A 13620-nucleotide genomic window follows, 5' to 3' on the forward strand; every position below is an offset into this window, starting at 1 on the left:
CCTTTCTTAAAAATGCGAATAATATCAGAATGTATCATAGCGGAGCTATTTCTACAATCGCCGATTTTAACAGTTGGCAAAAATAAAAAAATCCGAAACGGCGTTCATGGACGCTATTTCGGATTTTTGCTAGGTTTCAATATTGCTTGGAAGCCGGGCGTCCGGGTCTCTTTGCCCGGTCAGCCCTGCTGCCTATCGAACGACCGCAATGTCAATTGGAAGCGATACTTCATATCGTCTTCGAACCACATTCGGAAATTCGTGCCCCAAACGTTATTGTGCAGATTGAAATGGAACCCGCCGTCCAGCGAAGCAAACGTGTTATCGAACTGAAGCAGCCGTCCTTCTCCCGGACAAACGAGAGGCGCATCCAAGGTTCGGATCGCGCAGCTTCCGTCAGCGCCTTCGTAGTAAAGCCCGGAGTTTACGGCATGCATGCTGCGGTTCCCGTCTTTAACGACGGTAAGCGGCGAAATAAGCTCCCCCAGCTTATCCATTCGCCACATATTCGGGTTATCCACGAGCGGCATAAACGAGATCCAGCTTGCTTCCGGCAAACGGCAAGCGGATTTGCCGGTCCAATGAAGCTCAACATCGATTAGCGGTTCCCGCTTGTGAAAAGCATACATGATGATCAGCTTCCGGGGGGCTCCATAACGCTCGACAGCCTCTGAATCTACGGTCAGTTCAATTCGAACGACATCGCGCTCCTTCCGCTTCTCCAGCTGCAGCGTCCTTCCCGTCACAGAATACCGTGCCTGCTCCGGCCGCGGCATCGCATATTCCATTCCCGGTTTGCCGAAGTCGGCATCCGCCCAACCGTGATGAAGCCTCAGATCCGTTACATATTCATTGAAGAACCGGTCGTAATTTTCTTTGCCGAACGTCTCATACCGGTAGACTCCTAACCTGTGAGATGCGTTCGCCCACACTTTTCCATTCGAATCAACCAATTGCTGAATCGAGCCGTCCGGGCTAAAACTCGCTTGAAACCATCCTAATTCATACCTTGTATTCCAATCAAGCTGAACCGCTTCTTGCGCCGTATCGATCGCGTCATCCGGAACCATCCGTTCAAAAGCTGCCAACGCTTCGCTCGCCAGCTCCTGAGGCAATGCGGACAATGCTTGATCGATATACCCGCGTTGTTCTTTCCATGAGCTTTCGAAGAAAAGGAACGTGCGATCCGGTTTAGCTATGCGCTGCAGATAGGAAAATTTATTTATAATCGCGTCATTAACCCTATCATTTTCTCTGGCAGCCGCGAAATCACCTGAAGCGTAGGCGCTATAATCGCCCAAATATACTTTCTCGTCGAGCCCCCACGTATGCTCCGGAATGAGCATTAATCTGTTGCAAAACAGCTTATATTGCTCGCTGTCCGGATGGAGCGCGCCGGATGATGTCCATTCGTCTCTCAACCGCAGCAGTTCCCGATACCGCGCCACCATCCACGGATCGGAACCGACGCCGTGAATCCAGGAATCGCCGATTTCCTCGCGGATCACCGGAAGACGGTCTTTAAGCGCGAACAGCTTCGCCGCAAACGCATCGAGGCTGGAAGCGACAATTTCCGCACCCGGATAGTCAAGCTGCAATCGATCAAACAGGTCTCGTACGGCCTCGATGCCGGAAGGCCCATGGTTGTCGCCCGTATGGGCAAAATACAGCGCATCCTCTAACCCTTCGATTTTCAATGGCTTCCCGTAATCCGCGGCATAATTCACGATGATTTCCGAGCCGTCGGCGGCGCGCCATACGAACACTTCAGGCACATTCGGTTTCGTGGATGCCGGATTAACCCCCAAATGCAAATATTGAATGCCGTTTCTCGCCAAAATCGGCACGATGCCGATCGTATGCCCCGGAACGTCCGTCATCTTTGCCGCGATCGTCTTTTTGCCGAATTGCCGGTCAAGATTCCTGGAAAGGGACAGGCCGAATTCGAACAATCGGGCATCCATCAATTCCGAATGCGTCGTAAACGGCAGTCCATGCCACGCGATCCGGCCCTGCCGTATCGCTTCCTCCATGCGGCTGCGCGAATCCGGGGATGCCGTACGCAAATATTCGTGTATCAGCCACGAACCGGTCGTCCATACGAAATTCGCCTTCCCATCTTCCTCAGCCAGCCTTTCGGACAGCTCCAGCGCCTGCGGTATAAATTGCTTCATATACCGGTCGATTACATGCTTGGCCAAATCGGTAAAGCCCATATCCAAATGCGTCTTAAATATGACATGAACCCTTTTGATATCGGTCATGAAACCTTGCCTCCAATTGTCTTATTTGCTCGCGCTTCTATACTATTCTTTAACGGATCCCAGTACAATGCCGGAAACAAAATAACGCTGCAAAAACGGATAAATAAGCAGAATCGGGATCATGGCCACCATCAGTTTGGCGGCGTTCAGCGTTTTGTTCGAGGCCTTCATCAATTCGATCAGCTGCTCCGTCGACATCTGACTCATTAAATCCGGCGTTATATTGACGACCAGCTGCTGGATGTAGGTCTGCAGCGGATAGTTTTCCGGTTTGCTCATATATATAAGGCCGTCAAAGAATGAATTCCAATGCCCGACGATGCTAAACAGCGTAACGGTGGCCATGGCGGGGACGGAAAGCGGGATATAAATGCGCAAGAGCGAATACCACGGCCCTGCGCCGTCTACAACGGCCGCTTCGTCCAATTCCTTCGGCAAGCTGCGGAAAAAATTCATGATCAGAATAACGTTAAAAATCGGTACCGCCCCCGGAAGGACCAGCGACCAGATCGTATTTTGCAGCCCGAGCGTCGTGATCGTGATATATAGAGGAATCAAGCCTCCGGAAAACAGCATGCAGAAAACGAGAAACCACATGTACAGGTTTCGTCCGGGGAACTGTTTGGCATTGCGCGACAAAGGATAAGCCATCACGACGGTTAATAAGAAATTTATCGCTCCTCCGATAACAACCCGTTTGACCGAGACCCCGAATGCCCGAAAGAACTTCTCGTCATCTAGAATAATCCGATAGGACGTCAAATTGAATCCGCTTGGCCATATCGTTACTTGGCCTGCGTTCGCCGCGGCTTTATCGCTGAAGGAGAGTGCGATCGTATACCACAGCGGATAGAGAGAAGTCAGTGCAATGACGGTCAGCACCAGTAAGATGATGCCGTCGGTGAGACGGCTGGATAATGTTTGCGACCTGACCATGGCCAACCTCCTTTCCTGCGTCTAAAAAATGCGATAGTTTGCGAATTTATAGGCCAATCGGTACGACAACGCAATCAGAATGATCGCCACGACCGATTTGAGCAAACCGACGGCAGTGGCCAAGCCGTATTGCATCTGGACAAGACCGAGGCGATAGACATACGTGTCGATAATGTCGCCGGACGAATAGACGAGCGGATTGTATAGATTGAAGATTTGATCGAAGCCTGCATTCAGCACATTGCCGAGACTTAATGTCGTCAGCAATACGATCGTCGGCATAATGCCGGGTATCGTGATGTATCGGAGCTTATGCAGCCGGTTTGCTCCATCGATCTCCGCCGCTTCGTACAACGATGGATTGATGCCGGTCAACGCGGCCAGATAAACGATCGTGCCGAATCCGAATTCTTTCCATACGTCGCTCCAAATAATGATATGGCGAAACCATTTATTGCTGGCCAGAAACATGACCGGATCTGCCCCGAATAACCCCGCTATCTGATTGATAATGCCGTCAAGCGATAGAATGTTGACCATAATGCCGGCCAATATGACCCATGACATAAAGTGGGGCAAATATACGATCGTTTGCACGGTGCGCTTGAACCAGGACAGCCGCACTTCATGCAGCAGCAGAGCGAATGCAACCGGTACGACGATGCCGGCTATAATTTTCATCGAAGCGATCAGAACCGTATTGATCACCACTTGCTTGATGTCCGGAATTTGCAGCATGAATGCGAAGTTGTCCCAGCCGATCCATGCCTGCTTCCAGATTTTTTTTCCCGGCACGACATCTTGAAACGCCATTACGATGCCGAACATCGGAATAATGCTGAATATAAACAGCAATATGATCCCGGGAGACAACATGATATGATATTGCAGCATTGTCCTCTTATCCTTCATATTCCGCGCTCCTCCCATGAAGTAGAGAAGGCGCAAGGTGCAAGACACCTTTGCGCCCTCCTTGAACCGATAATCGGGTTTGACTCTATTTGCCGGCTTCCTCTTGCACTTCTTTGGTGATTTGGTCGCCTCCAAGCTTCTTCCATTCCGTTACGAAAGAGTCGAATTTATCTGCAGGCTCTTCCCCGAGAATGATCTTCAGGAACGTTTCGTTCTCCATCTTTTCCAGTATCGCCCATTTCATTTCCATCGTTTTGGTTTGCCCGAAGAAGACATTGCGGATCACCGTAAGCTTGCCCGGATCGGTTTCGGCCGAACCGTCCATGCGCGACATGGCATTCGACCAGTCGTTTAGATCCTTTTTCGGATTTTCGGTGTTTTTCTTCACGTTTTCGTACCACATTTTGAGCTCGTCGTTCAAGTTGGACGGGTCCTTCGCTTCCCACGCCGCCTTCAGCTCCAGGTGGGTCCTGTAGACGTCGTCTTCATTGCCGACCTGCAGCGCGAATGGCCAGATGGCCCAGCTTACGTTCAAGTCCTTATAAATCTCTTTGGATTCCGGATCTAGCTTGCGAATGCCCTCGTACTCCACATTCAGCACTTTGGCGACCGCTTCGGGATGAGCGTATTCTTTATTCACAACAAGAAACGAACCGGTCGGATTTTGGTCATAGGTGTTGAAGTTACCGTCCGCATCGAGCGGAGCGGTATACGGTCTCCATTCGGCCTTCGGATCGTTCTTGACCGAATCCGGCAGCGGCGAATACGGAATCCACCACGGGCCGAATACGATGCCGACCTTGTTGCCGGCAATCAATTCATTCGAATCCTTGCGGACCGGGAATTCTTTATCGATAATTCCCGCTGCATACAATTCACGCAGCTTGGTTAAAGCCGTTTTCATTTCCGGAAGGATGGAGCTGTATACGGCGTTGCCCGCTTCGTCTTTCAGCCATTGGCTTTTATAAGCATGGTACGCGCCGAAGATCGGATCGAATCCGTTGACCGAGTTCCACCCTGCCAACGTCGGGATGCCGGTAAATCCGTACGTATCTTGTTTGCCGTTGTCATCCGGATCGTTCTCGGTAAACGCCTTTGCCACATCGAACAATTCATCCAGCGTTTTTGGCGGCTGCAGCCCCAGTTTATCGAGCCAGTCCTGCCGGATCCAGGTCATATTATGCTGTCCGCCAATCTGCGTATTGGGGAAGGCCATTAATTTTCCATCGAAGGTCGCTCTTTTTAGGACGCGATCGCCGTATGAATCGTAATAGCCTTTGATTAGCGGAGATGCATAGTTGTCATACACATCTGTCAAATCGGCAATCAGATCCGCTTCGACAAGCTGCTTCAACTGTTTCTCATTAACAATGAAAGCATCGGGCAGATCCTGGCTTGCGATCGATACGGACAGCTTCTGCTGGTAGGCGTCAACCGTTTCGGTTTGCCAAGCATGCGTCACTTTAACGTTCAGCTTTTTCTCGATAAACCGGTAGTACTCGTTGTTGTCGACGGTATCTCCGTTTGGCAGATTGGTATCTTTCGTGCTGACAGCCTTCCCCAGGCTCAGCGTGATCGGCTCGCCATACTTGCCGAATGGATCGTTCTGGCCGCTTTCCGGCGTTTTGCCCGCATCCGTCGTTTTTTCGGTTTGATTTGCTTCCGCGCTTTGTCCGTTTTCATTATTGCTGCACGCCGTTGCGAGAAGCATGAATGCCACAAGACAGATTGCAACCAATCTCAGCTTCATTGCTGATTTCCCCTTGTCTGTCAATAGAATAGTGTATGATGCGGACACCTAAGCGCCCACCCTGATCTTTATTTGTCTTTTCCAACGATTACTTGGCTTCTTCTTCCACTTCTTTGGTGATTTGATCGCCCCCGAGCTTTTTCCATTCCTTTACGAAAGCATCGAATTTATCTAACGGTTCTTCACCGAGAACAATCTTCAGGAACGTTTCGTTCTCCATTTTTTCTAGAATGGCCCATTTCTGTTCCATCGTTTTCGTCCGTCCGTAAAAGACGTTTTGAACTTCATTGTAATTGGCCGGATTCGCTTCAGCCGAACCATCCATCCGGGACATTGCTTCGGACCAGGCTGCGAGATTTTTTTTCGGATTCTCCGCATTTATCGCCACATTATCATACCATCCCTTTACAAATTGAGTCGTAATTTGGGATGGATCTTTTGCCTCCCAAGCGTTCTTCAATTCCATATGATACCTATATACGGCATCCTTGTAATCCAGTTGGAGGGCAAACGGCCATAGTGTCCAGCTGACGTTCAAACCTTTATAAATGTCCACTGCATCCGGATCCAGCCAACGCAGAGCCTGGTACTCGACATTCAGAACTTTCATAACCGCTTCGGGATGTTTGTACCCCTTCCTGACAACCAGGTATGAACCGGCCGGATCCACATCGTATGTATTGTATTTTCCATCCGCATCTACAGGACCAGAATATGGCTTCCACTCCGCTTTCGGGTCATTCTTGATGGAATCGGGAAACGTATTGGTGTACGGAAACCACCACGGTGCGAAGACGATGCCTAGTTTCCCGCCTGCGGCAAGCTCATTAGGATCTTTGCGAACCGGGAATTCCTTGTCAATGATCCCCGCCGCATATAATTCATGAAGCTTGGCCAGGGCCGTTTTCATTTCCGGCAGAATCGAACTGTAGACCACGTTGCCCGACTTGTCTTTCAACCACTGGCTTTTATAAGCATCAATCGCCCCGAATATCGTTTCGAAAGTGTTCGGAGTGCTATAGCCAACTCCGCCCAATTCCGGAATTCCGGTCATGCCGTACGTATCCTTCTTGTTGTTGCCATCCGGATCGTTCTCGATAAATGATTTAGCCACAGCAATTAAATCGTCGAGCGTCTTCGGCGGATTCAGCTCCAGTTTTTCCAGCCAATCCTGCCTGATCCAGGTCAAGTTATGCTGTCCGCTAATAGTAGTACTCGGCAGGGCCATCAGTTTGCCATCAATGGTAGCCCTGTTCAATACGAGGTCACCATAGGACTCATAGTAATCTTTTACAAGCGGGCTTGCTAGAGAATGATAGATGTCTGTTAGGTCGGCAATCAAATCGGCTTCCACCAAATGCTTAAGCTGCTTTTCATTGACGATGAACGCGTCCGGCAGATCCCGGCTTGCAATCGATACGGACAGCTTCTGCTGATAGGCGTCAACCGTTTCGGTTTGCCAAGCATGCGTCACTTTGACATTCAATTTATTCTCAATAAATCGGTAAAACTCGTTGTTGTCGACGGTATCTCCGCTAGGCAGATTGGTGTCTTTCGTACTGACGCTTTTTCCCAGACTTAACGTAATGGGCTCTGCATATTTGCCGAACATATCATCCTTGTCGAATTCCGGCGCCTTGTCCGTATCTTGTGTTCCTTCCGACTGATTTGCTTTCCCGTTTTGTCCCTTGTCGCCCCCGCCGCACGCCGTTGCGATAAGCATGAATACCACAAGACAGATTGCGGCCAATTTCAGCTTCATTGCCGATTCCCCCTCGTCTGTCATTAGAATAGATTCTCTTGCATCTCGATTATATGATGCATTCTGTTCCGGCAAGGACAGAATCCGGTCATAGATAGGGTGAAAACGGTCCTGAGGTTGCACCCGCTGATGTCCGCCAGCGACCGCATTCTTACCAATGCCGACCGAATTCCTACTGTTTTCATTTTGTCAGCGCGGCCATCGGGAGCCGGAGCGTCATCGCCGTGCCTTGTCCGATTTGGCTGTCAATCTGAAAGCTGCCGCAATCTCCGTAATGGACATCGATCATTCTCAGCACATAATTCAGCCCGATGCCAAGACCGGCTTGCCGGGCTTCGCTTCCATGCGACAGCAGCCGCGACACTTCCTCTTCGGCCATCCCTGCTCCGTTATCCTTCACCTGAATATTCATACTCCCGTTCAACGTGGCAATGTTCACTTCTATGACCCCGGTTTCATCGCCAAGCCCATGATATAAAGCGTTTTCAACAAGCGGCTGCAAAATAAACCGGGGAATCGGTTGATCAAGCAGGGATGCATCGATATCGTAACGGACATCGAATTGATAATCGTATCGAATGCGCTGCAAAGCGACATAATCCTTCAATGCCGCGAGCTCTTCATTCAGCGTGACGATTGCGCCTTCCTTGCCGAGATTGTAATGAAGAACGCGGGTGAATATCGAGACGAGCCGGTCGATTTCATCCTGCCCGTTCATGCGGGCAATCCATTGAATCGTATTCAACGTATTATGAATGAAATGAGGATTAATCTGATGAAGCAGCTTCTCCACTTCCAGGCGTGCCTTCATGCGTTCCTTTTGCTCGATTTCGGCGAACAGTTCCCTGATGCTCGAACGCATCCGGTCGAACTCATGCAGCACCGTATCGAATTCGCGGATATGCGTCAGATTAAGCTGCGAATTAAATTTATTGCCGGAGATAAGGCGGATTTCTTTCATAATTTTGCGGATCGGGCGGTACATCGTTCGCCATACCAGTAGAGCAAGCGCTATGCTTAACGCCACGCTTGCCAAACTGATGCTGCCGTATTTCAACAGCCAGGCGCGAAACTCTTGTTCAAAATCATTCTTTTGAATGGCAACGACGATGCTCCATCCTTGATCGCTGCTTTCTTTAAACAGATAGTCGCCGACGGTCTTGAGCGATGCAAAATCGGATTCGGGCGGGAACCGATCCGGGTCATCGCTGTATGCGACTTTACCGTTTTGATTTAGCAGAACATGCGAGGCAGCCATACCATATTGTTTCTTGCTAATTATTTGTTCGAATAAGAGCAGGTTCGTTTCCAGATACACATATACCGATTGCGGCTTTACTCCGGATACTTCGATGGGTCTGATCATGGAAAAAACGGTATTTTGACTATATTTGTAGCCTGTCGGATGGGGACCGAAAAACGAAGCCCCCTTCGTTTTGGATAACAAGGGGAGACTTTCGATCGCAAAATCATTGCGAATTTCCCTGTTTTGAAACCGAAACTCCTTCTTATCGGAAAAATAATAGAGCATGACGCCCAAATACGGATTCGTAAAGTTGACCAAATTCATGTTTTGCTGAATCTCTGTCGTCAGCTGCAGCTGTTCGAATATTCTTCGGGACGAGAACAGCTCGGACAGTGCTTGTCCGACGGTTCCTTCCTGCGAAAGCTGCAGTGAAGCGTACTCCATATTGCTGAGCGTGTTTTCGAGGTTCACGCGCGTTTGCGACAGCGTATTTTGAATGCCATTTTCGATTTTTTGCTGAAACACATTTTGCAAAGCCAAATAGGAAATCGCCCCCAACAAAAGGAGCGGAATCAATGTGCTCATCAAGAGGGTAACCACCAGCCGCGTTTTTAAGGAGGACCAATCAAAGTCAAAGATCATGGAGTCAGCCTGCTCCTTTCATGCGTCTTCCGGTATTCGGCAGGATTGATGCCAACGCGCTCGCGAAATATTTTGCTGAAGTATTTATCGTCCTTGTAGCCTGACAGCTCCGCAATCCGGTAAATCGGAAGCGGCGTTGTTTCGAGCAGCGCCTTCGCCTTGTCGATTTGCAAATCTTTCATGTAGTCGCCAAACGTTCTTCCGGTTATATCCTTGAAGCACTCGCTGAAATAACCGCTGCTCATATTGATTTTTGCCGCGATAAGGTCTCGATTGATACTTGTATGTTCCAGTTTCTTCATAAAATATAGCGCTTTCATAATAGCGATGATGATTTCGTCAGAATACGCGGACTGCTTCATTCCATTTCGAATCTGGTTTCGCAGATCGCCAACGCATCGTTTGTATTCCTTCCAGAATCCTGAAGAAAGCCATTCTGCTTCACGTTCGTCCAATTCGCGGTTAGGGAATAACTCACGCCAAAGCTCTACTGATTGATGCAGCATGTCCCGCAGCTGCCCGGTGTCCGGTTTCGTACGTTCGATCAACGCGATCAGATTGTCCCAAATTTTCTCGTCATGGAGCCAGTGGTAGGAGAACCATAATTCATCCAGTAAATCGCGGGCATTCCACGCCTGCACATCCTCCGGCAGCGGCAGCTGCAGATCGTATACATTCCGATGCTGCTCGTATTCATAAAACATGTAATGTCGGATTTCCGATACGGAAGTTTGTTTATTGCCATGCACTTTCAAGAGGATGAATTCATCCGTCCGGGCAACGAACCGCCGAAGCGCCGCTTCATGAATTGCAGAGGGCACGGACCATATATTGTCTCCCATAGCTGTCGCTGAATGAAAACCCGCATCGTGCAATATGGCGTAAACATCATCTGGCGCCGCGGGACTTCGTCCGGCAATCAATATAATGGGGCTTTCGTTAGTCCCGTTATTGGAAACCGTCGTTCTGGCCGCTTGATTCATTTGCTCGAACTCGATCCTCTGTATAATACGAAGCAGAATGCCGTCCATGTGTTCCTTGTCCAGCTGGGTTTTGACGACATAATCGATTGCTCCTGCGCGCATTGCCTCCTGAATATAATCAAAATCCTGATGGCAAGTGAGGACGACGAGCCATGTCATCGGATATTTCATGCGCACGGCCTTCATGAGTTCAAAGCCGCTCATCACGGGCATGGTCAAATCAACAAACAGAAGATCGACCCGATGCTTCTCCATGAAATCGAGCGCAGCCCGTCCATTCCCCGCTTCTCCGGCAATGTGCAAGTCATATTTCTCCCACGGCATCGTGGATATAAGTCCTTTGCGCACCAGCCTTTCATCATCCACGATCAGTACATTTAACATTTGTCCACCGCCTCGATTTCAGTCTTGTAAAAGAAAGTGCAATGTCATTATAGCATGAAGAAGATCGCCTACCACCCGGCTCTGCTGGCCAGGCAGGGCGACGTCGATACGCTGATTCGCACATCCGTTACGTAGTCGCTGAATAAAAAAACTGTCCCGCAGCAGTTATTCCCTACTGCTTGCGGAACAGCTCCAAATCGGTCTATGGCAGCTCTATGGCGCCTTCGGTCCGTTCGTTCAGTCCATACACTTCAAGCTCGTCAATAAATATGAAACGCTGCAGCGGAACCGTAACCTTCACATACTGAGCGTAAACCTTGGTCGCGTCCGGATGGCCGATTACCCCGTCCCGGTCGCCCTTCCAAGCAAAGACTTGCGGCTCGACCGTACGAGTCGTACCCGGTACCGTACGAGAAAGCGCTTCGCCAACCGGGGTCCACGTGACGCCATCATTCGATACGGATACGGAGATCCGCTCAGGATAATAGATGGCCGCATCGGCATATTCCAGGAAATCGGCACGCACAATGCCGATGGACTTCTTCGCGCCGAGATCAAACACAAACTCCCTCGTCGGATCGCCGCCCGCATGTCCTTGCCACTTCCAATCGAACAAGTCCGTTCCTGCGTAGAAGCCATCCGTCAGCTCCTTGCCGGCATCCGAATAATGCTCAGAGGCAGGAGAAGATGTCGTATAATCGAGCCCCGCTGCCAGATTGACCGAACCGTCGGCAGGTCCTCCTTGCTGCTCGGTATAAGTGCCTTTCACGAATTGATACATCCAGTCATAGTTCATGCGAATCTCCGGATCATTACTGCGTGCTGCACGGAGCAAAGAGGTAATCCCTTGATAATGCGCCTTGAATGCGTCCTTCATATAGCCGTATTTAACCCCGCCGTTCAGATACTCGGTGTACTTGGACCGAAGGGCATAGCTCTTATTCATGTCCTCATCGGTCTCCATCTCGAATCCCATGCCATATTGCTGGACAAGCTGAGCCGTATCTTGAATCCGGTATTCTCCGTGCGAGAAGAAGAAATGGTTCGGCTGCAGCGCTGCGGCATCGAAGCCGAGCTCCTTCCATTCATGGACAGAGTTGGCCTGGAAATACGGAATCCAGAAAAACTTCAAATCCGCTTCATGCACGATGTCGCTTGTCGCCTTGATTAATTCTTTTTCACGCGGCGTTTTGGGCTCGATATTTTCACTCAACCAATACAATCCGCTTAACGTCAAATGAGAAAATTCGCTATCTTCCCACTTCTGAAGCAGGTCCTTCACATGCCAGTTAATGACTTTCAGCTTGTTGTTATATGCCGCATCAATGCCGATCGAGGCCGAATTGAAGTTTTCGGATATGCCGTCGCCGTCAATGTCGCCAAAGTCCGTCTGCGATTCCACCGGATACGGGATCGTCAGCACCACTTTAACTTTATGGTCCGGCTGCCCCAGCTTCGCACCGACTTCCTTGACCGCTTCGTTCAAATTGTGCAAATCCCCATCCGCCGCGAACGTCTTATCCGCATACCAGATCCAATCGCTGCTGTTGGCCGGCGGATCGGTTCCAAATTTGCGGTAGGAAGGAGCATAGTTCGGACAGAACAGCAATCCGTCATAGAACCAGTCCTGCGGCTCTCCTTCACTATTGACGTAGCTGATATACGGAATCAGTTCTTCCTTCGTCCAGTCTCCGAGCTGGTCGGAATAGTAACTGTTGGGCATAAGCACCAGGTTATGAATGCCGCCCGTTGCCTCGCCCGCTTTCAAATACGCAGGACGATCCGGCGGCAGCTTCTTCGCTCCCTTAACTTTGCCGTCATAACCCCAAATTTCAATCTCATCGATAAAGACGAACATCTCCATCGTGAAGGTGACCTTTACATATCTGGCCAGCGCCTTATCTGCGTTTTTCTTGGCGTTTTTACCCGGCAGCCCATTCACTTCTCCGTCCCATACATACTGTTCCAATTTAGGCGCCGACCACTCCCAGAACGAGCGGGGAGAGGCGACATGATCCAAGTTCGACCAGTCTTGACCATTGGAGGATACGTAATAGGAGACGGCGGTAGGCAGCATAATGCCCGGATCCGTATCGTTCAAGAAATTGGATTTAATTTGGCTGATGGATTTCAGTCCGCCAAGATCGAATATGACCTGCCTCGTCATTCCTCTCGGATGCCCCTGCCAAGCCCCGTCCCAAAACTCCAAGCTGCCATACTGACCGTCCGTCAGTTCCTTGCCGCTGTCCGGGTAAATCTCATGAGGCTGCTCCGATAACGAGTAATTCAAGCCGAGCGCCAAATTTTTGAGCTGAGTCGGATTTCCACGATTGTCATCGCCCTCTTCCACACTGCCGTCACCATCATCTTCATAATAGTAGTAATCCTCATCATCGTACTCGTTACCCGCCGATACCGTTGAAGCGCTAGCAAATACTGCAAAGCAAATGAAGAGTAAAGCCAACTTTCTAAATTTCATCATACACCTCCGCCAAATGGTTATCTTACAGCCAAACATAGATCTGTGCTGCATTTCCAATTATAGTGATATGCTCAAGTACAGTGCTATGAATATGGTCCGAGGGTTTTGCCATATCATCCATATGGCCGTTCGATTGCGTTCTTCCGCTGAACGGCAGCCTTATTTTTCCTATAACCCGTTCTTCGTTGGTCATATGACGTGCAGTTTATTACACAAAAAAAGATGGGAGGCCCATGATCGCATGGGCCTCCCATCTTTT

Annotated in this window: 8 protein-coding genes; all 8 read right to left on the reverse strand. The window is 49.8% G+C overall.

From position 1 onward, the window contains the following. Window positions 1–179: 179 nt before the first annotated feature. Entirely contained in the window at window positions 180–2264 is a 2085-nt protein-coding gene (locus L1F29_RS25850) for a DUF5054 domain-containing protein (RefSeq protein ID WP_258384906.1), read from the reverse strand. 42 nt (window positions 2265–2306) lie between these two features. Further along, entirely contained in the window at window positions 2307–3200 is an 894-nt protein-coding gene (locus L1F29_RS25855) for a carbohydrate ABC transporter permease (RefSeq protein ID WP_258384907.1), read from the reverse strand. Window positions 3201–3221: 21 nt separating this feature from the next. Next, the gene (locus L1F29_RS25860) at window positions 3222–4112 is read right to left on the reverse strand and encodes an ABC transporter permease (RefSeq protein ID WP_258384908.1); all 891 of its coding nucleotides are present in this window, start codon (window positions 4110–4112) and stop codon (window positions 3222–3224) included. An 85-nt stretch (window positions 4113–4197) separates the two neighbouring features. Next, window positions 4198–5862, reverse strand: a complete 1665-nt coding sequence (locus L1F29_RS25865) for an extracellular solute-binding protein (RefSeq protein ID WP_258384909.1) — start codon at window positions 5860–5862, stop codon at window positions 4198–4200. An 88-nt stretch (window positions 5863–5950) separates the two neighbouring features. Further along, window positions 5951–7624, reverse strand: a complete 1674-nt coding sequence (locus tag L1F29_RS25870) for an extracellular solute-binding protein (protein WP_258384910.1) — start codon at window positions 7622–7624, stop codon at window positions 5951–5953. Window positions 7625–7805: 181 nt separating this feature from the next. Then, on the reverse strand, window positions 7806–9512 hold the full coding sequence (locus L1F29_RS25875; protein WP_258384911.1) for a cache domain-containing sensor histidine kinase: 1707 nt from the start codon (window positions 9510–9512) through the stop codon (window positions 7806–7808). Beyond that, complete coding sequence (locus L1F29_RS25880; RefSeq protein ID WP_258384912.1) at window positions 9509–10879, reverse strand: response regulator transcription factor; 1371 nt, start codon at window positions 10877–10879, stop codon at window positions 9509–9511. The genes L1F29_RS25875 and L1F29_RS25880 overlap by 4 nt, the downstream gene beginning before the upstream one ends. Before the next feature lie 202 nt (window positions 10880–11081). Then, window positions 11082–13358, reverse strand: coding sequence for a DUF4855 domain-containing protein (locus L1F29_RS25885; protein WP_258384913.1), 2277 nt, complete (start codon window positions 13356–13358; stop codon window positions 11082–11084). Between the last annotated feature and the right edge of the window lie 262 nt (window positions 13359–13620).

Source organism: Paenibacillus spongiae (genome assembly GCF_024734895.1).
Classification (GTDB): Bacteria; Bacillota; Bacilli; order Paenibacillales; family Paenibacillaceae; genus Paenibacillus_Z; species Paenibacillus_Z spongiae.

Bases quoted from the DNA above. Each gene is read 5' to 3' on its own strand.
- L1F29_RS25850 (WP_258384906.1), bottom strand. From the start codon at position 2,264: ATGACCGATATCAAAAGGGTTCATGTCATATTTAAGACGCATTTGGAT.
- L1F29_RS25855 (WP_258384907.1), bottom strand. From the start codon at position 3,200: ATGGTCAGGTCGCAAACATTATCCAGCCGTCTCACCGACGGCATCATC.
- L1F29_RS25860 (WP_258384908.1), bottom strand. From the start codon at position 4,112: ATGAAGGATAAGAGGACAATGCTGCAATATCATATCATGTTGTCTCCC.
- L1F29_RS25865 (WP_258384909.1), bottom strand. From the start codon at position 5,862: ATGAAGCTGAGATTGGTTGCAATCTGTCTTGTGGCATTCATGCTTCTC.
- L1F29_RS25870 (WP_258384910.1), bottom strand. From the start codon at position 7,624: ATGAAGCTGAAATTGGCCGCAATCTGTCTTGTGGTATTCATGCTTATC.
- L1F29_RS25875 (WP_258384911.1), bottom strand. From the start codon at position 9,512: ATGATCTTTGACTTTGATTGGTCCTCCTTAAAAACGCGGCTGGTGGTT.
- L1F29_RS25880 (WP_258384912.1), bottom strand. From the start codon at position 10,879: ATGTTAAATGTACTGATCGTGGATGATGAAAGGCTGGTGCGCAAAGGA.
- L1F29_RS25885 (WP_258384913.1), bottom strand. From the start codon at position 13,358: ATGAAATTTAGAAAGTTGGCTTTACTCTTCATTTGCTTTGCAGTATTT.